A 19,024-nucleotide genomic window follows, 5' to 3' on the forward strand; every position below is an offset into this window, starting at 1 on the left:
AAAAATGTTAACGTTTACATTTTTGTGATTTTTATTTCGTATTGATAGGGGAAGGGTTTGTGTTATATTAGCTATATTATACGACATAACTGCACATGACTTTCGCTGATTCTTAATCAAGTTAGTGCTAAAACGGCGCTGCGGAAATACACTCCGCTTTCCAGTGGGGGGCTGGTGAGCCTCCTTGAAAATAAAGACCAATTTTCTGCGTGCGATGTAACGCTGCCGTAGCCTTCCTTGTCCTCGTTCGTACCTCACTGCGGGGTCTCACCGATGGTTTTTAAGGATTACAGGCTAAAACCGTCCTTGTCGGACAACGCCTGTATAACCCTTGCCGGGCCTCGGGAGTCTCCGTGTATTTCCTCCGCTTTTTTCAGTACTCTGAAGTTTTATAGTGCTTTGCTTAATAAAATCATATGTTATTTCTTTTTATGTTTGATAGCATGTTGTAATATAACCTTGCACCAAATTCTTTATTTTTGGATCTATAAAGTATTACATCTATCACTAATCAGAAAACTTATACCAGCGAAGGCAGAATACGTAGACTCCTATGGGAACAGCACGAGTCGAAGATCCACTTGGTAAAGTGGTTTTCTTTACCAAGTTAGCTGAGGCCGTGCCCATGGAAAGCGGAGTATTCTGCCGTAGCGATGGTATACTACTTATTTCAATTAGGATAGTACAAGCAAAATTACAGAGGTTATGTCGCTTAATACAGCTAATACGCAGTAAAAAAGCACTCCAGATGTTAACTGGAGTGCTTTTCCATTTAAATAGTAAACTTGTCCATTTCTTTCTGTAATTCTTCTGATAGTTGTTTTAATTGATCGGAAGTGGTAACGAGTACTTCGCTTCCTTTTAATTGCTCTTCAGTTGATGCAGAAACTTCTTCACTAATCGCAGAGGATTGTTGAGCTGCAGCACTAACTTGTTGCACAGTGGTAGATAAAAGTTCCTGAGATTGCTGTAATTGCTGAATTGAATGAGATACAAGATCTATTTTATTTGAGAACTCACTCATACTTGTACCAACATGATTTAATAGGCCATCTGTTTCTTGAGCTTTTTCTACTTGCGCTTTGAAAATTGGGTTTGCTTCTTGTAGTACTTGTAATGTTTGATTGACCTCGTTCGTAATTTCGGAAGTGATGCTTCCAACGGTGTCAATCGATTCCTGTGACCTAGCTGACAACTTACGAATTTCATCGGCGACAACGGCAAATCCTTGACCTGCTTCACCTGCACGCGCTGCTTCAATAGCTGCATTTAAGGAGAGTAGGTTCGTTTGTTGAGCAACCTCTGTCAATATTGTCATCACATTATTGATTTGGTTCGTGCTTGTTTTCAATGTTTCTGTTTTATTCATGAGTGCAGAGATCATTTCTTCCCCATGTTTTGTTTGATCCATAAGTTCATTCATTTTTTCAACACCAGTATGGCTATTTTCCATAACTTGTTTGGCATGACTCTCCATTTCCGAATTATTAGCCAACACTTTATGAACTTCATCATCAATTTTAGTTGCTAAACTGCTACCATTTTCTGCTTCTTCCGTTAAGTTAGCTGCTCCACTGGCTATTTCCTCGGAAGCCGATGCTACTTCTTTTGCTGCATTTGATTGCATTTGTGAAACCTCTGCCAAGTTATTGGCTACTTCTAACACGTTTGTTGTGGAGTCTTTGGTTTTATTCATCATGGTAGAAATGTTGTCCAACATTTGATTAAAACTTTTCGCTAGTGTTCCTATTTCATCTTTACGTTCATTTAACTCCGATCGAACGGTTAAATCGCCATCTTTCGCTACGTACATTAATTCGGATATTTGTTGGAGTGGAACGCCAACTATTTTGACAATTCGATTGGCGATAAAGAATGAAAGAATTAAAGATAGAATAATGATTGCTACAATAATATATAAAATCTGTTGTGTATCTTTTGTTAATTCTTTTGCATCGACTGCACCAACTAAGTACCAATCTGTTACGTCAGATTGATGTTGAAAAATATATTGTTGATTCGTTTCGAATACATTTTCTTTTAAATCGATGTCGATTGGATAACCATTCTCCGTATTTACTTCTTCTTTATCAAATGAGAAAACGATTCTATTATTAGAATCAACCATTTTAACCGTGTTATCTCCGAATGTTACGTCCTCAAGCATTTCTTCAAACGCCTCACCTTTGAGTTCGATTACCATATAGTAAGGGGTGTCATCGATCGTAATTGCTTGCGCAAAACTTACACTAGGGTGATCACGATTTTCAAGTAATGATGTTTTCTTACCACCAATCCAGAATTGAGATTGATCAGAATTATTTGCTTCGGTATACCAAGATTGATCAACAATCTTTTTAGTATTGGAAAAATCAACAGTTGAAAAGACATCGTTGTTCGTAGTGTTAATCATATGTAAATCAAGGTCATCATCAACAAGTGCAATTTCAGATAAATAACCTTCAATTTGTTGTTGTAGTTGTAGATATTCGTAACTATCTGTGTCTGTAGAACTACTATAATCTGATACAGCGTTTACAAAACTTTGATTCATTAACATTTCTCGTGTTCGATCTATGTAACGGTTAAAGATAAAATCTATCTTGTCTCCTGCCTGGACAATGGTTTGTTCGGATGCGTTGGTTACTTTTGATTTAATAATATTATTTGAAATGAAATAGGACGAGACCCCAACCGCCAACACACAAACTAAAACGCTTACTAAAAAACTGAAAAGAATTTTTGTGCTGATCGATTGTTTTCTATTAACCGTGTGTTTGTTGGCTGGTTGTTTTTTGGTAAGCAATGATGTTAACGATTTGTTCGTGTTTGTTTTATTTTTTATTTTTTTGTTTCTAACCCTTTTTTTACGAAAAGAAAAATTCAAACAGATAACCTCCTAAACTAGTTACTAAATCCATTCCTGTACCATGTTAAATTGAATTAAATTAGAAAGCGCTTTATTTTAATGAAATTATATCACAACACATGCCTAAAAACGACAAAAACTGGCAAAATGTTTTTTAGTGGTAATAATTTATCGTGGTGCAACCGTTCGTAAGCATTCTTCTACAATCTAAAAGGTGAACTAAAGGAAATGGTAGAGGAGGACTTTTGGAATTATGGTACGATCAATCACTGGGGGATAAAAAGGTTTAGGGTTTTCCTTATATAAAAACTTCATTTTTAGAGATAGAGGCGCATTAGATCGTTTTGCAAATTATGAATAACGAATAAAAAAAACGCTCGAAGCTTAACGAAATCAGCTCCGAGCGTTTTTTCTATTCATTAAAATACCTTTGTCGTCCAATCCTCACAATTCCACACATCTGTGACTACATCTTGATAGAAGTCTGGTTCGTGTGAAATGAGTAGTACGCTCCCTTTATACTCTTTTAGAGCGCGTTTTAATTCTTCTTTTGCGTCACGATCAAGGTGGTTTGTTGGTTCATCCAACACAAGCAAATTGGTTTCTTTATTCATTAATTTACAAAGGCGAACTTTAGCTTTTTCCCCACCGCTTAACACTTGTACTTTACTTTCAATGTGCTTTCTGGTGAGACCACATTTAGCTAGGGAAGCTCGAACTTCTTGTTGGGTCATATGTGGAAATTCATCCCAAATCTCATCGATACAAGTGTTTTGGCTTTCACCTTTGATTTCTTGTTCGAAATAGCCAATATGCAAATGGTCTCCTAATTCTACTGAACCGTCAACAGCAGGAATTTCACCTAAAATACTACGTAATAAGGTTGTTTTTCCAATTCCGTTTGCACCAGATAGTGCAAGTTTTTGCCCACGTTCCATAGCCAAATTTAGTGGCCTGGATAGCGGTTCACCGTAACCAATAACTAATTCGTTTGTTTCAAATAAATACTTACCTGGAGTACGTGCTTGTTTAAAGTCAAAGGTTGGCTTAGGTTTTTCCGCATCTAACTCAATAACATCCATTTTATCCAATTTTTTCTGACGAGACATTGCCATTTTACTTGTGGCAGCATTTGCCTTATTTCTAGCAACAAAATCTTTCAAATTGGCAATTTCTTTTTGTTGTTTCTTGTAGGCTGCTTCTAGTTGTTGTTTCTTCATTTCATAGACACGTTGGAATTCATCATAATCACCTGGATAGCGTGTTAATGCTTGATTTTCCATATGATAAATCAAGTTTACTACACTATTTAAAAATGGAATGTCATGAGAAACGAGAATAAAGGAATGGTCATAGGCCAACAAGTAGTTTCGTAACCATTCAATATGCTCGACATCAAGATAGTTGGTTGGCTCATCAAGAAGTAGAATGTCAGGCTTTTCTAGTAACAACTTCGCTAAAAGTACTTTGGTTCGTTGCCCACCACTTAAGTCGTGGACATCGCGCTCTAAGCCATATTCATCTAATCCAAGTCCGTTGGCAATTTCTTCGACTTTCGCATCAATCGTATAAAAGTCATTATTAGTTAATGCATCCTGAATTTGGCCTGTTTCTTCTAACAATTTTTCCAATTCTTCAGGATCTACTTCTCCCATCTTAGCAAAAAGTTCGTTCATTTCTGCTTCCATATCATATAAATATTGAAAAGCGGTACGCAAGACGTCACGAATGGTCATCCCTTGTTTCAGTTCTGTATGCTGGTCTAAATAACCAACTCGAGTACGTTTGGCCCATTCGGTTTTTCCTGCGTCAGGCACTAATTTTCCTGTAATAATATTCATGAAGGTTGACTTACCTTCACCATTGGCGCCAATAAGTCCAATGTGTTCCCCTTGTAATAATCGGAACGAAACATCATCAAAAATTGCACGATCACCAAATCCGTGACTTAAATTGCTAACTGTTAGTAAACTCATGTTTTTAACACCTTTTCCTTCAAAAAGTTCATCTTTTCTATTATAAAGGCGATGAGCAAAAAGTGATAGTGGGAATTCTTTTCTCTATCAATTGTATGCGGTTTAGTCTTTACATTTAGTGAGAAATACTTAACAATAGTAAGTAATTGAAAAAAGGGAGAATTCGTTGATGGACAAGTATCTTTCATTTGAAGAAATTCAACATAAATGTGCGAAATTAAATGATGTATATCAAATTGAAGAAGCAAAGTTTTATCAAGTTGTTGAGATGTGGGCAGATCGTGACACATCGACAGAACAAAAATTGGTTGCTAGTTTCCAAGAGTTATTGCAAGTTGTTAGCGATGAAATAACAGCAATGGAGCAAGCAGTAGACTTACCTTCGACTTGTCGAATGGGATGCGCTTTTTGCTGCTATTTTCCGATTATTATTAATAAAATGGAAGCAAAACTTATGAAAAAGGCGATTGAAAATTTTCCGAACCAACGTAGGCAAACCATTCAACGCCATCTAAACCGTTATTATGAGAAATATGGAGAGCAAGTAGAACAAGTAACTGCTTTAGATTTTGAAGCAGACGAAGATTTTAAATATAAATATAAGCAACGTCTTGTTCCATGTCCGATGTTAGATACGGAAACTAACAAGTGTCTTGCTTATGAAGTTCGACCACTGCCATGCCGGACGTATGTAAATTATACCGATCCAAAAGTGTGTGAAGAAAATGTGATGCCAAAGGAAACGATTAGTTTTGAGTTTTTGTATAACGAATATATGGGTGCGTTAAATGAGTTTGTTCAGTACCTTTATGAATATGAAGATACTGCCTTTATTGAGTATCCGAACGACATTTATCGGACTGATTATCTAGCTCAGTATGCGAAAACATTTAAATAATTAGGTGAGTTGTTTGTCATTTAGTGCTTAGGTTTGGATATTTTCATTATTCATGATCTGTGTCTGAGATTCTTTATACATTCCCAATGATGATTTAGATAGTTCTTTTGTTCATTCATAAACTTTTGAAGTACGTGCATACTAAAAAATAAAAAAGTTTGCCAAAGGAGTTGGAATGGTGAAGAAACAATGGGTTATTGGGATTGTAATTATCTTAGTGATTAGCACAATTATGACACCTATTCAAGCAAAGGAACAAGCAACCAATTCGTTTCAGGTGGAAGCGAAATACTATAAAGATATACAAGAACTGAAATACCCACAAGTTAGTGGGATGGAAGACGACTCCATACAGAAAAACATAAACAAAACTCTGGAAGATTACATTAAAGATTCCTATGAATCCTATCAAGAAACAATAGAGAAGGCGGAAGAACAAGGTTTTCCATTCGATTATCAGAGTGAATTTGAGGTCAAGTATCAAAAAGATGAAAAGCTTAGTATCTTAACGAGTGACTATATGTTTTCAGGTGGGGCACATGGATCTACTGAGGTAAAAAGTTTTAACTTTGATTTAACAGAGGCGAAACAGGTGTTTTTGACGGATATTTTAACAACCGATGACCAGATTGAGCAAGCAAAAGAGTACTTGTGGAACTATATGAAAGATCGTCCCAATATCTTTTTCCCAGATGTTAAAAAAGAGGATATTACCTTAGGAAAGGATACAAGCTTTTATTTTACTGATCGAGGCATTGCGATTGTATTTCAAGCATACGAAGTGGCCCCAGGTGTTGCAGGGAATCAGGAGATAGAAATCCCTAAAGATGTATACCAATAAAAGTTAGAAAAGAGGCTGGGACAATACCCAGTTATATAAATAAGTTGCACCATTCCAACTTATTGCTTATTGTTGGTGAAGATTATTTTGTGTGCTTACAACCAATTTGTTTTCTTTAGGAGAAAGATCGAAGCATTATTAAAAGATAGTGTACGTATGATGTAGTTATTACAAGGGTATGAATCTAGTTACCGTACGATCAATCGTTTTCGTGTTGAGCCAGAGGTGCAAGAGTTATTACGTATTTACGTTTGTTTGGCGTAAAGCGATTGAAAAATATAGTTTCAGTTTAGTGGAGAAGTCCAACCAAATGTATGATGAATTATTGAAAAAAGAAATCATTCTAGGCAATCGAAAAGGCACACCATAGAAACGGGTTTACGCGAACGTTTAAAGTTTACAAATGGGAAGACTGTTCTGGTTGCCCATTACGATCCCAATGTACCAATCGAAGGAAGGGAATAATTGAAAACTTTATCCCGGTCAACCGTCCGTAAGACCTCCCACTTCAAAACATAAAGTGAAACGGAGATGTTTAAGTGGGAGTAAAACTTACGCTTTCACCCCGAATGGACGGGCTAACACTCAGTGGGGTAAGAGCAAAAAGAATACATTAGAAAGCAGCTTTCGAATAAAGAAACTGGTAAGATTTACGGTCAGCGTAAAATTGATGTGGAACCAGTCTTCGGATTATTTGAAGGCTAATTTTTGCTTCACTCGTATGTCCGTGAGGGGGCAAAGAAAAAGAAAAAATGAATTAGGATTTGCATTCATGGCGTTGAACTTGAGAAAGTACAACCTCAAGAACGCAAATAGGACAACAGGTCATGAAAATAATACAACCAAGAAAGGTTTCGGTCATCAAAGAACGATGATCGAAACCTTTCTTATCATTATTGGCTAGTTATGTCCCAGCCTCATTTATTTACTTAACAAAATTATATTAGTGCTGTCTCAAAAAAGATATTTGCCTATGAAATTCAAACGATAATTGCTTTCATGTATAGACGTGTTCCTATTTCAGCAAGTTCTTTCTCACTTATATTATTATTGGCGTCTCGTAGGCCAAGTGAGGAGATGATGCCAGAAAATGTCCCTAACAGGAGTTCAGGTGGAATAGAAGAATCGATCGATCCTTCAGATTGGCCGTCCTTAAGTAATGGAAGTAAATAATCCGCTAAAGCATTATCAACTTTTTCAAGTTCTTCTTGCTTACTTTTTAGGAATATAGGAAGTTCGCCTAATGAGGAAATGAAAGATAGCGAAAGCGCTGAATCTCTTTGTAAAAACTTTAACATACTCAAATAAATAATAGATTCAATTTTTTCGATTACAGGAAGATTTGTTGGAATTTTCTGATCTAGTTCTTGAAAAAAGGTAGGCATGTCGCGAAATAATAGTGAGAAGATGAGGTCTTCCTTTGATTTAAAATGCCTATACAGTGTAACTTTACTAATTCCAACACGAGAAGCTATTTCATCCATTGACATGTCATAATAACCCTTCTCAGTTAAAATTTCCTCCGTTACTTGAAGAATATAGTCTTCACGTTTTTGCTGGATTTGTTTTCTAGAAAATGGTCCCGTCATAAAATTCCGCCCTTATTCTGTTTATTGAAAATTAAATGTCAATATACTTCCAGCTAAATGTACTAACAGTACATTTAAGTGTTTCATTTACATTACTATATGATTATATAAAAATCAAGCTAGAGTCCTGGTTATCGCTTTTTCCTATTTCTTTTGAACTATCTTTATGATAATTTCTTTAAAACATTTGAAATATTAACAAACTTTTAGTTAAAATTTAAACTTGTAATATAAAAGTGTACTATTAGTACAAAAATAAGGAGGAAGATACATTGAATACTAGAAAAATAGTTTTAGCATTAGTTGCTGTAGTAATTATGTTTTCAGGGACTGTACAAGGATTAACTGCGGCAGCCCAGGACAATTCGGCAGCATTAGGCAAACAGAAGGCTCTGGATAATGTGCCGAACAGTGATGTGCTGGATGTGCAATCGAAGTTGGAACAGACCATTTTGGATGAATACAAGAAAGGAGATTATACGCTTTCCAATCCGTTTGTTGTACAAGATCCATATGGATGGTCGCCTTTAACAGCACTTGTCATGTTTGAATCGGATGAAAATTCACAAGTGACCGTGAAGGTGGATGGGAAGGACGAATATACAAGGATCAAGCACACCTTTGATGAGTCTACCAAGAAGCATCAAGTTCCTGTTTATGGTTTGTATGCTGGAAAGGACAATAAGGTAACCATTACGCTTATCGATAAAGATGGAAATGAAAAATCAAAAGAGTTGACAATCACAACGGATCCTCTACCTGAATCAGTTCATGACATTAGAGTGAACAAGGCAGATCCAGAAAGAATGAAGGATGGGTTAACGTTCACGAGCAATATGTTTGCTTTCGATTTGAACGGAGATGTGCGTTGGTATATAAATTCGGATGAGTATCAGGAAGGCGCAATAGAGGAACAGAGTTCGATGAAAAGGCTGAAAAATGGGAAATTCCTTGTACAGACTGATCAGATGCAGGCACCAGTTTATTATAAGACGGGCCTGTTTGAAATGGATCTGATGGGTAAAGTGCATAACGAGTATGTTGTAAATGGGCAACATCATGATGCAATAGAGCTCCCTAATGGCAATCTTCTCACACTTGCTGAAAAAGAGCATTCCAATACGGTAGAAGATTATGCAATTGAAATTCACCGAAAATCGGGTAAAATCGTCAATGAATATGATCTCGGAGAAATTGTTCAAATGGAAGGTGTCATTTCTAATGAGCAGTATTTAAGAGAGACAATTGAAGGATTCGGTGACGTCATATCTGATGCTTCGGAGGACGAAATCAGGCAGCAGGCAATTGCTTTCAATGAGAAGGATTACCTGCATGTCAATTCCATTTTCTATAATGAAAATGATGATTCCATTATCTTTTCTTCCCGCCATCAAGATGCAGTTGTGAAATTTGATAAAGCAACAAGGGAAGTTATTTGGATTTTAAGTGATCGGAATAGAGGAGAATGGCCGGAGGAACTTCAAGATAAACTTCTTACACCAGTGGGGGAAGATTTTCAATGGCAGTATGCACAACATGCGGCTTCCCAACTGGATAATGATAATATCCTTCTCTATGATAATGGGAATGGACGGACAGAAGATGTGGAAGATAACTATTCGCGCGCCGTTGAATATAAAATTGATGAAGAGAATATGACAGTTGAACAGGTATGGAGTTATGGACAGGAACGTGGAAGCGAAGATTATACCCCGTTTATTGGAGATGCAGATTATCTCGGTGGAAACAGCTACCTCACAACATTTGGTGGACATATTACCAATGATGATGGAGAGGTTGTTGGGAATATCTTCTCTCAGACATTGCCGGAGAATTATGTGGAAGGAACCATTGTCGAAGTAGTGAACGATGAAGTCGTGTTTGAAGCAGACCTAGGTTATACGTATCGATCCGAGCGGGATGTATTGTATGTGGATGGTGATGAATATGAACTTGGTAAGCAAAATGCCAAACGTCTTGGTGAACTTCATGAGACTGCCCAGGCAGATATTGTTTTTTCACCCGAAGAAGCTGCAGAATTAAGCTCATCAGTCGTTGAATTGGAAGAGATTCAGGATGAAGGAAACTTGTTAGCCATGAGAGGTACAGTCGAAACCGATTCGGAAACTAATGATGTGTATGTAGTACTTAATCCGGTGAAAAATGGGAATCCCCTAATTTATCATGCAGGAACCAATGGCAACATTAACATGCCTATGCTAGACAATAGACCATACCAAATTAGTAAAACCGGAATACCAAATGGTACATATTCCGTCGATACACTTGTGAGGGATGCAAGTGGCGAGGATAATTATGTAGATACAGGGTATTACTGGACGGTAAAATAAAATCAAGATGAAGCGATCAGCAAGAACCTGAAATAGGGTTCGCTGATCGCTTTTTACGTCTCATTTATGTCATAACTTTACAACTAAATATGAATGAGTGTAGTTTCCACCAATAAGTATCTTTAACAAACATTGTTGGATAGTAAAGATAAAGGCTTCTAACTAGAGCCTTTTATTATGGTTTCTAATTGCAATAAAAGTAAAGTCTTAAAAAGCACACAAATCTTTTATGTCATTCTGTTCTATTATTGTACTCTCTTACGATGGATGAGTTTCTTGATAGAAAGTGGAATTTCTAATAAATAAGCAAAGTAGCCTACTAATAAAATATTCGCAAGATATTGCCAAAAGACAGAAAAATTAAATATATCTTGAAGTTGATCAGTTTCCCAAAATAGCAATGAACAAATTAAAATTAAATAGATGTATTTCAATGTGTGTCACCTCATATCAAATCATATAAGAAAAACCATCATATTACTACCTTTGTTTTTATTTTGAGATAAAGGAACTATATTTATGCTATTTTTCCTATTTTTACTTACTATAAGAGTTTAATAAAGCAATGTTAATGAGTTATTCCGTATTAATAGGCAGTAAGTCCCGTTTTTATGAAAGTTTCATTTCAAAAAAATACAATCTTTCAAACCACTTTCCACATTAAAAACTAATAATAATACGGATGCTCGAGCATATTATAATTAGGTTTTAGGAGGTGAAGTAATGGCACAACAAGACTTTGAATCAATCTATAATGAATACAAGCAACAGGCTGATGAACAAGCACAGGCTGAAGTTAGACAGGGAGCAATCCCTGGTCAAGAACAAGTGGTTGCAGTTAGAAAAAATGATGATGGTGATATTATTGCTTTTAAGACCGAGACTGGCAGAGAATTAGATTATGTAACGGCACTTGATGAGGCTAAAGCAGGTAAATTAGCTCATATCGATGTGTTCCATAAATATGGTAGAGATATTATTCGTAGTGAACCAGATGGGATTAAAGAAAATAACCTCGATCAATTAGATGAATTTTAAGAGGCAGGAATCACAATACAGTGATTCCTGCCTCTATGATCATTATGAGTCATGGTATTTTTCGTTAGGGTCAATTACTTTAAATGGTCGCATCATATCATAATCTTCATGTTCTAAAATGTGACAATGCCATACATAGTCACCAGTATATGGCCCAAAGTTAGCAATGACGCGTGTGACTTGCCCACCTGGTGCAGCCACCGTATCTTTCCAACCACGTTCATTTGCTTTTGGTGCTTTAGGTGAACCTGTATAAATAAATTCCCCTGTTTGATTGAAATGATCTAAGTCAAAAGGTTGGCGATCTAACACTTGGAATTGGACTAAGTGAATATGCATTGGGTGGGTGAAGTTGGTTGTATTGACAAATGACCATATTTCCGTTGTTCCACGTTGCGGTTTCTCTGTTACCGGCTCATGCCATCTTTTATTATTTAGGATCAGTAGGGGGCGGTCATATTGATCGTTAGAGCCTTGTAGTGTTAATTGTCGGTGTGCTTTAATTGGTTGCTTGTGTAATGAAGGTATAGAAGACAAATCTCTAGGGATTCGACTATTGTCTTTACTTGTTAATGGTTTGGTAACGGCGAATTGCATGATATCATCGGTTTGATCATCTTCACTAGCATTAGCTCCAAGGTCGTTTTTCAAGGTAATGTTCTTCCTATTCCATTTTGAAAAATCAATAATCACATCAAACCGTTCAGATGGTTCGATCGTAACTTGCTTCATTTTACTTGTTTTTTTTAACAGACCGCCATCCGATCCGATTTGGAATATTGACTGATTGGAATCGAGATATAGTGTATACCCCCTTGTGTTCGATGCATTCAAGATACGAAAACGATATTTACGTGGCTCTACTTCAACATATGGCCAAACTTTTCCATTCACAACAATCGTGTCACCAAGAAAAGCGGGGACAACCGATGGATTAGGTAAGTTGGTTGCAGCGTCGTCAGGCTGGGTTGGATAAGAAAGAGAACCATCCTGATTAAATGAGCGGTCCTGTATGACCAGTGGGATTTCATAGTCACCTGAGGGAAGATTTAAAGATCTCTCATGTTGATCGCGGATAATGTAAGCCCCCGCGAGGCCTGCGTAGTTGTTCAGTCGTGTTAATCCCATCGCATGATCGTGGTACCAAAGCATGGCTGCCCGCTGATTATTCGGATAGTTATAAACTTTTTGCTTGAAAGCTGGCCCTACCTGTCCAAAGTTACGTGTAAACCATGCTTCAGGGTAACCGTCACTTTCAGTAGGGGTATGACCACCATGTAAGTGCGTAACCGTACGTACTTCTGGTAAACCTTTTTCTAAAATTGACGTATCAACTGGAAGGATATGTCTAGGTGGTAAATGGTTAATCCATTTCACATGTGCGGTTTCTCCTTTTTTTACGTCAATTGTTGGCCCGGGAACTTGGCGGTTATATCCCCATACTGTCGTTGGTGGTAAATCCCGATGAAATTTTCGCTTAAACTCTTCCATTCTCATTTCATAGAAAGATGCGTTTTTCGCTTTTTTTAGGGGATTTGCTGTTGGAAGTATGGGTAATCGATCGACAAACTTTGCCAAATTCGGTGTCATTATACTCACCTCCATAAAGAGTGTTTGGTATAGTAAATGACAAATGACTTATCCTTGCTAGGGCTTTTATCACAAATAGGGTGTATTTATCAAAAAGCTGCATTGAGCACTTGTTACGGTTTACGGTGTTATGGGGAGTGTCAATGGAACTAGGAAACTTGTTCTAAAGATCAGATAAGAGGGTGTGAGCTTCATTTGAAGTTGGATACGTGAGGTGAAAAGGTGTCCATTAAGGGGGGGGGGGAGAGGTGTTTTTTCTGATAATAAATGTAGGAAACAACAAGCTAACAAGATGTTAGCGTTTGTGGGGCCTAATAACTTCCACTAATAAATTAATATCTTCGTGAATTTTAGCCTTTATTTCTATATCTTCACATCTTTCAAAATCATTAATCAGTAGTTTTAATTCCTTGATGAAAATTAGTTCTTCTTGTTTAGAAACCATAATAAGCCCCTTTATAATCTGAGTGAATGTCTTAAATGTAGCATTATCGTCTACTGTTCGAGATGAATCATATTTATAGTATAGGGAAATAGGGATTTTTACGCAACCAAAATTTACCAAAAACAATAAAGCATGTTATAGCCCCTTATTGCTATGTCATTAGACTAATATATTTTATCACAGCACCAAATCACGCATTTTTGTTTGATCAAGGAAGATCGAGCAACATTAAGCATGGAATAGTTAAAGGTGAACGAACAATAGAAAAGTAACATAGATAAGCAAACGTAGTCCATTTCAGAGAAGAATGGACTACGTTTTTAGGTTTCTACATGTTCCTATTGATATGTTTTACCAACTTTCTCCAAGCATCACATTACATGGGAGATTGAAATGCAAAGGCATAAGGAGTGTTATAGTAATAAGATTTTCCAAGTCGGTAATAGTGATCGACAATATGTTGATTTAAATCTTTATGTTTAGTAGGTACTGGTGGTAATGCATCAGCATCTTCTTGTTTCCATACAGATTTACCAGGTGCAACAAAGCGATTGTCGGCAATTTTTACCCCATTGGTAACGGTAGCACCGTGCATCACAACGCAATTACGTCCAATCTCTGCATCATAAATATTAGCATGTTGCCCGATAAAGGTGTTCCGTCCGATAAATAGTGGACCGTGAACACAAGCATGGTGTAGTACGCTAATTTCTCCTTCTAAAAACACCCCCCATGTTTGATCATTTACTGTCACATGTTCTCTGCCTGGATGAACATGCATAAGTACATTATCTTGAATGTTGGTGTAAGGACCAATAAAGTATGGATAACCTGAATCAGCTCGAAGTAAATTTTTAAACCCAATAAACACATCATTGGAAACGGTAATGTTTCCTATGATCATTGAATCGGTACCAATCACAGCCTTTGGATGGATGTTAGGATAACTGATACTTGTCACTTCTTCAACAGGAGGATTTTGAGCAATAATCGGATAGTGATTCATACGCCAACTCCTTTCACATTAATCTAATTTTCATTATATGCTGGGCACTTGCCTAGTGTTACTGCATACAATAATAAAGCCACCCAGCAAAATTGATGGATGACCTTTTGTCGTAATATATAAAGAATTCGATGTAACTGTCTCGTAGATTTGCCTTTCTCCACTTTTCCTAAGTTGCGTACTGTGCAATCGCATTGTGAGCATGACAGTGTAACTAACTGTAATACATGTTGCTTTTCTTTTAAGTCATTTACAAATTAAAACGCTGTTACTCTAGTTTCGTGTCGCTTCTAAGTCGTTAGCGACACGAAATGATCACCCAAGTAAATTTCAAGTCGCTTATTAAATCGAAGGTAGCGCAATAAAATTACGTTTAGATTTTCTATCCATCTACGATATTTTATTGACAACAAAGCTCACTAACAATCCTATATAAAAAAGGTCAACAATTGTGCTGCCACAGCAACAAAAATCAATGCAAATGGATAAGCTGCAGCATAAGCAATGGCAGGATCTTCTGCATCAACTAATTGGTTAACAGCACCAAGCCCTGGTGTACTTGTCATTCCTCCACATAACGCACCAAAGGAATGGACAATGCTTAAACGAAAAGCTTTTCTAGCGATTAAGAAGCCAACAACAATTGGAAGAATCGTAATCAGTGAGCCACCAAAGACAAGACTTAGACCTTCTGTTTGTACGACTTCAACTAGACCTTCTCCGGCTGTCGTCCCTGCACCAGCTAGAAAGAGAACAAGGCCAATATCACGTATTACCTGATTGGATGGCTGGTAATAGCGGGCTTGAATTGGTCCCAATTTTCCAAAGTGACCAATGATTAATGCGACGAATAAAGGTCCTCCTGCAACACCTAATGTAATGGTTCCTAAACCAGGTATGTTTAGTGGGATCATCCCAATTATAATCCCAATTAGTAATATAATACTTAAAGAAAAAATGTGTATATTAGTTTCGGTTTGTTTGTTACTAGCAAATAGTTGTTCAACATGGTCTAAACGATCTTCACTACTTACAATCGTAAGTACATCGCCTTTTTCTAAGCGCATGCGAGCATTTTGATTGAATTCAAATCCAGCACGCTCAATGCGAGTAACGGTAACACCGTAATTTCTTCTTAGTCGTAATTCCTTAATGTTTTTCCCAACAATATCGTCAGACTCTACAGTCACTTTTCGAAGTTTTACATGGTCGGAATTCGTAAGGTTTGTTTCCACTTTTTTTCCGACATAGTCACAGAATTTCTCCAGATCATCGCGCATTCCAACCGTTACTAATCGGTCACCGTTTAAAATGACAGTATCACTCAGCGCGATAATATTCCAATTTTTACGGATTACTCGGCTAATGACAACAGAATTATTACGCTGGAATTTTAACTCTCGTAAGGTTTGTTTGTTAATATCAGGATTAGTTACCTCTACGGTTATAACTTCTGGTGAGTCGTCTGTTCGGGTTGGGTCTTTGGTTCGGTTCAAGTCTTTCATTAAGTCGACTTTTAAAACTTTAGGTAGCAGTTGCACAAATAACACGACCGCAATTACCCCAAATGGATAGGCGATTCCATAACCGACAGATGCAAGCGGATCATTGGTTGCTTCCAGTGCTGCCGCTAACCCTGGTGTACTCGTTAGGGCACCGGTCATTAACCCGATACTTAATGCTTCTGATAAATGAAAAACTTTGGAGACAATGATCGTGGTGATGGCTGCAACAAGTACAATTAAAAGTCCAATGATTCCAAAGATCACACCACTTGAGCGCATCATTCGGAAAAAACGAGGACCTGCTTGTAACCCAACAGCAACAATGAAAAGACTCAGGCCTAAATTTTGTACAATGGGAGATACTTGATATTCAAAATGACCAAAAACCATAGCGACTAAAAGTACGCCAGCTGAACCTAAACTGAGTCCTTTAATTTTTATTTGTCCAAGCCAAGATCCTAAAAATAAAATGACAATTAATAATAAAAGCGGGTTATTCAATAACTCTGTCAATAAATCCATGTTTCAGTCCTCCACTTATCATTCCTTTAAAAAAAATTTCGTGTTTTCTTCATTATAAAACTTTGTTGGTTAAAATCGAGGAAAATTGTGAGGATGTCATGAGATTGCCATTTTCAAAGCGGTTACATGTGAAGTGAGCAATATAAAGGTATCCTATTAAGTCCGTTCAGAGTGATTTAAAAAAGAATTTATATAAGCTTGCTGTTACTTAACTGCTAAATGATATGCAATAAAGTTAATGGTTTTATGCGTTTGTTTAAGGTTTGAACACAACTAAGCACGTTTAACACGTAATCATATACCTCCTGTTTGAATCAGAGTGAAAGTAAGCAAAAGTAAGTACACATAATATGGCAAATGTGCAGTAAAACAATACTTATAGAGAGAGCGTGAAAAAAGTGTCGTTTTAATGGGAAAAGTCACCACGGTGAATTTTCGAAAAATTATGGCAAAGACTATTTAACATGATGTACAATGTTTTAAAAATAGTTAACCAAAAATAGAAAGAAGGGGTTCCATGTGGATTGGTATCACGTTTATTGCAGCAATTTTGATTGCTATGATGGAGAAGCAACATCGTTTTGTAACCGTTTACGAAGTGAGGGAATCTTCTTTAAACGAAGCTATGCGCTATTATTGGGTATTAAAAGGTAATAAATTAAACTATATAAAATATGAGATCCCCTATAACTTTGAAAACTTCTATTCCTTTGGTTATAGACAATGCGTTGTTCGCATTAAAGTCAGGAAAGAAGACGTTCCTCAAGCAAACCAAGTCCTAAGAGACTATCGTGCAAGGCAGAGAAGAATGGAGCGAAATATTGAAAATCAAAAAGCAAGCTAATCTATACATCGTTCTATCTAGATGGGGAGCTTTCTCTTTGGCAGCACCAGCCAACCTATACACGCATGGCTAGTGCTGTTTACATTAAGAAATTAAATGAATATCCCCATCCTCAGTAATTTCAACAGTGGAATAACTTTTAAAAGTTTCCCAGTTGGTGATCTCATGTTTTACTGGTTTAGCGAAACTTTCCATATAACGTTTATAGGATTCGGGATCTTTGATGATGTGATAATAAAACACTTTTTTTCCATCTTTCTCATCTGTACTTCTTAGTGAAAATTTATCGTGGAACTGATCTTTGAACCATTCTCTAGCTTGGTTGTGGTTCTCAAAGTCAGGCATGTCATTGCTGATTTCTGTGATATCAAAATCCACAATCATCCACTCCTTTCTCATGGGATTAGTATGTACATGATCGACATAAGCATAACTGGCAAAACTATACAAAGATCATGGGTGATTTAATGCTGTCTTAAATAGTACAACTACATATAAACTGTCACTAACTTCATAAAAAATGCAGTTAAAAGCTTTTAAAACTTAACTTGACCAAACTTGATAGTGATCAATTTTTAACAATACGAACTACATATATACTGGAGAGAAGCAGATCGAGCGGTGAAGACTGTTTGAGACACAGTGCCGTATCTCACAACAAATTCATCCTTTTTATGGGATGCTGAAATTAGAAACTTACCAACCAATTAGTGTTCTTAGAAAATACCCAAGTATAAACTTAGTTAGAAATGGTGGATCGAAGAATAGTGTTTGTAAGAATTTTTACCCGTAAAGGAGTGGGAAAATGATCGAGAAGAATGTGCATCAACATCCCCATAGCTGTCAACACAATATTGGGGCACATAAAGCCTGTGTATCCTTAGTTCCAATTTTTAACCATTTAGAAGAGGATCAAATGGACGAGATCATGGTAACAGCACAGTCTGTTTCGTATAAAAAAGGGGAAATGATTTATCGAGCAGGCGAAGAATCTGATTCCTTATATATCGTAAATAATGGAAAAATAAGAATTTATCGATTATCTGAATCAGGAAAAGAACAGCTTGTTCGTATTTTAAATCCTGGTGATTTCACGGGTGAGTTAGCTCTTTTCAATGAAACGACCCATGAATCATATGCTGAAGCAATTGAAGCAATGGTTGATACAGGTGTTTGTTTGATTAAACGGTCCGATTTACAAGCGTTTTTATTAAAATACCCGTCTATCTCGTTAAAAATATTGAATGAGTTCTCAAGTAGATTAGACCAGTCCGAAAAGCTAACAACACAATTTGCCACGGAAAAAGTGGAAACACGAATCGCACTGTTTTTAGCAGAATGTTTGGAGCAAAATGATTCATCGCACACGTTCGAACTCCCAATGACGAAAAAAAATTTAGCATCTTATTTGGGAACCACACCAGAAACCATTAGTCGTAAAATTCATGAGCTAGAAGAACAAGGTTATATCAAGCAAAAATCCCATAAAAAAATAGAGATTATCGATCTGGATGGTTTATTACTTGTTTAGTTTTGATTAGATAATCTAA

15 protein-coding genes and 2 pseudogenes are annotated in these 19,024 nt (G+C 36.7%); 8 read left to right on the forward strand and 9 right to left on the reverse strand.

The features are described 5' to 3' along the window. Positions 1-772: 772 nt before the first annotated feature. Entirely contained in the window at positions 773-2,887 is a 2,115-nt protein-coding gene (locus FCI53_RS07425) for a methyl-accepting chemotaxis protein (RefSeq protein WP_138417399.1), read from the reverse strand. 401 nt (positions 2,888-3,288) lie between these two features. After that, positions 3,289-4,845 (reverse strand): ABC-F family ATP-binding cassette domain-containing protein, encoded by a 1,557-nt coding sequence (locus FCI53_RS07430; protein WP_138417401.1) that lies wholly within the window; start codon positions 4,843-4,845, stop codon positions 3,289-3,291. A 169-nt stretch (positions 4,846-5,014) separates the two neighbouring features. Between FCI53_RS07430 and FCI53_RS07435 the strand changes: the two genes are divergently transcribed. From FCI53_RS07435 to FCI53_RS22185, 4 genes and pseudogenes are all read left to right on the forward strand, one after another. Further along, positions 5,015-5,743 (forward strand): YkgJ family cysteine cluster protein, encoded by a 729-nt coding sequence (locus FCI53_RS07435; protein ID WP_138417403.1) that lies wholly within the window; start codon positions 5,015-5,017, stop codon positions 5,741-5,743. A 178-nt stretch (positions 5,744-5,921) separates the two neighbouring features. After that, positions 5,922-6,584: a DUF3298 and DUF4163 domain-containing protein gene (locus FCI53_RS07440; protein ID WP_171038100.1), complete on the forward strand. Its 663-nt coding sequence runs from the start codon at positions 5,922-5,924 to the stop codon at positions 6,582-6,584. Between the two features lie 69 nt (positions 6,585-6,653). Next, positions 6,654-6,927 (forward strand): annotated as a pseudogene (locus FCI53_RS07445) (IS5/IS1182 family transposase); the annotation flags it as partial. A 25-nt stretch (positions 6,928-6,952) separates the two neighbouring features. Further along, positions 6,953-7,488, forward strand: a pseudogene (locus FCI53_RS22185) (transposase); the annotation flags it as partial. A 76-nt stretch (positions 7,489-7,564) separates the two neighbouring features. Here the strand turns inward: FCI53_RS22185 and FCI53_RS07460 are convergent. Beyond that, a complete protein-coding gene (locus FCI53_RS07460) occupies positions 7,565-8,173 on the reverse strand; it encodes a TetR/AcrR family transcriptional regulator (protein WP_138417408.1) in 609 nt (202 codons plus the stop codon). A gap of 272 nt (positions 8,174-8,445) precedes the next feature. On the opposite strand from FCI53_RS07460, the gene FCI53_RS07465 reads away from it, so the two are divergent. Next, positions 8,446-10,524: an aryl-sulfate sulfotransferase gene (locus FCI53_RS07465; RefSeq protein WP_138417410.1), complete on the forward strand. Its 2,079-nt coding sequence runs from the start codon at positions 8,446-8,448 to the stop codon at positions 10,522-10,524. A gap of 245 nt (positions 10,525-10,769) precedes the next feature. Here FCI53_RS07465 and FCI53_RS07470 read toward each other — a convergent pair whose 3' ends face one another. Beyond that, complete coding sequence (locus tag FCI53_RS07470) at positions 10,770-10,958, reverse strand: hypothetical protein (protein ID WP_138417412.1); 189 nt, start codon at positions 10,956-10,958, stop codon at positions 10,770-10,772. 289 nt (positions 10,959-11,247) lie between these two features. Here FCI53_RS07470 and FCI53_RS07475 point away from each other — a divergent pair, with 289 nt between their 5' ends. Next, positions 11,248-11,562 carry a DUF3892 domain-containing protein gene (locus FCI53_RS07475; protein WP_138417414.1) on the forward strand — a complete coding sequence of 105 codons (315 nt, stop codon included), beginning with the start codon at positions 11,248-11,250 and terminating at the stop codon, positions 11,560-11,562. Positions 11,563-11,604: 42 nt separating this feature from the next. Here the strand turns inward: FCI53_RS07475 and FCI53_RS07480 are convergent, their stop codons facing one another. The 4 genes from FCI53_RS07480 to FCI53_RS07490 all read right to left on the reverse strand — a co-directional run bounded on the left by FCI53_RS07480 (position 11,605) and on the right by FCI53_RS07490 (position 16,630). Then, positions 11,605-13,152 (reverse strand): multicopper oxidase family protein, encoded by a 1,548-nt coding sequence (locus FCI53_RS07480; RefSeq protein WP_138417416.1) that lies wholly within the window; start codon positions 13,150-13,152, stop codon positions 11,605-11,607. A 295-nt stretch (positions 13,153-13,447) separates the two neighbouring features. Further along, on the reverse strand, positions 13,448-13,597 hold the full coding sequence (locus tag FCI53_RS21370; RefSeq protein WP_171038101.1) for a hypothetical protein: 150 nt from the start codon (positions 13,595-13,597) through the stop codon (positions 13,448-13,450). A 376-nt stretch (positions 13,598-13,973) separates the two neighbouring features. Beyond that, entirely contained in the window at positions 13,974-14,603 is a 630-nt protein-coding gene (locus FCI53_RS07485) for an LbetaH domain-containing protein (RefSeq protein ID WP_138417418.1), read from the reverse strand. 428 nt (positions 14,604-15,031) lie between these two features. Then, positions 15,032-16,630, reverse strand: a complete 1,599-nt coding sequence (locus tag FCI53_RS07490) for an aspartate:alanine exchanger family transporter (protein WP_138417420.1) — start codon at positions 16,628-16,630, stop codon at positions 15,032-15,034. A 517-nt stretch (positions 16,631-17,147) separates the two neighbouring features. On the opposite strand from FCI53_RS07490, the gene FCI53_RS07495 reads away from it, so the two are divergent. Further along, positions 17,148-17,474 (forward strand): hypothetical protein, encoded by a 327-nt coding sequence (locus FCI53_RS07495; protein WP_138417422.1) that lies wholly within the window; start codon positions 17,148-17,150, stop codon positions 17,472-17,474. A gap of 84 nt (positions 17,475-17,558) precedes the next feature. On the opposite strand, the gene FCI53_RS07500 is transcribed toward FCI53_RS07495, so the two are convergent. After that, complete coding sequence (locus tag FCI53_RS07500) at positions 17,559-17,852, reverse strand: hypothetical protein (RefSeq protein WP_138417424.1); 294 nt, start codon at positions 17,850-17,852, stop codon at positions 17,559-17,561. A 427-nt stretch (positions 17,853-18,279) separates the two neighbouring features. Here FCI53_RS07500 and FCI53_RS07505 point away from each other — a divergent pair, with 427 nt between their 5' ends. Further along, on the forward strand, positions 18,280-19,005 hold the full coding sequence (locus FCI53_RS07505) for a Crp/Fnr family transcriptional regulator (protein WP_138417426.1): 726 nt from the start codon (positions 18,280-18,282) through the stop codon (positions 19,003-19,005). Positions 19,006-19,024: the final 19 nt, after the last annotated feature.

It is taken from the genome of Aquibacillus sediminis (assembly GCF_005870085.1).
In the GTDB taxonomy this organism is placed as follows: Bacteria; Bacillota; Bacilli; order Bacillales; family Amphibacillaceae; genus Aquibacillus_E; species Aquibacillus_E sediminis.

Excerpts from the sequence above, each read along its gene's own strand:
- FCI53_RS07430 (WP_138417401.1), bottom strand. The coding sequence starts at position 4,845 with ATGAGTTTACTAACAGTTAGCAATTTAAGTCACGGATTTGGTGATCGT.
- FCI53_RS07435 (WP_138417403.1), top strand. The coding sequence starts at position 5,015 with ATGGACAAGTATCTTTCATTTGAAGAAATTCAACATAAATGTGCGAAA.
- FCI53_RS07460 (WP_138417408.1), bottom strand. The coding sequence starts at position 8,173 with ATGACGGGACCATTTTCTAGAAAACAAATCCAGCAAAAACGTGAAGAC.
- FCI53_RS07475 (WP_138417414.1), top strand. The coding sequence starts at position 11,248 with ATGGCACAACAAGACTTTGAATCAATCTATAATGAATACAAGCAACAG.
- FCI53_RS07480 (WP_138417416.1), bottom strand. The coding sequence starts at position 13,152 with ATGACACCGAATTTGGCAAAGTTTGTCGATCGATTACCCATACTTCCA.
- FCI53_RS21370 (WP_171038101.1), bottom strand. The coding sequence starts at position 13,597 with ATGGTTTCTAAACAAGAAGAACTAATTTTCATCAAGGAATTAAAACTA.
- FCI53_RS07485 (WP_138417418.1), bottom strand. The coding sequence starts at position 14,603 with ATGAATCACTATCCGATTATTGCTCAAAATCCTCCTGTTGAAGAAGTG.
- FCI53_RS07490 (WP_138417420.1), bottom strand. The coding sequence starts at position 16,630 with ATGGATTTATTGACAGAGTTATTGAATAACCCGCTTTTATTATTAATT.
- FCI53_RS07495 (WP_138417422.1), top strand. The coding sequence starts at position 17,148 with ATGTGGATTGGTATCACGTTTATTGCAGCAATTTTGATTGCTATGATG.
- FCI53_RS07505 (WP_138417426.1), top strand. The coding sequence starts at position 18,280 with ATGATCGAGAAGAATGTGCATCAACATCCCCATAGCTGTCAACACAAT.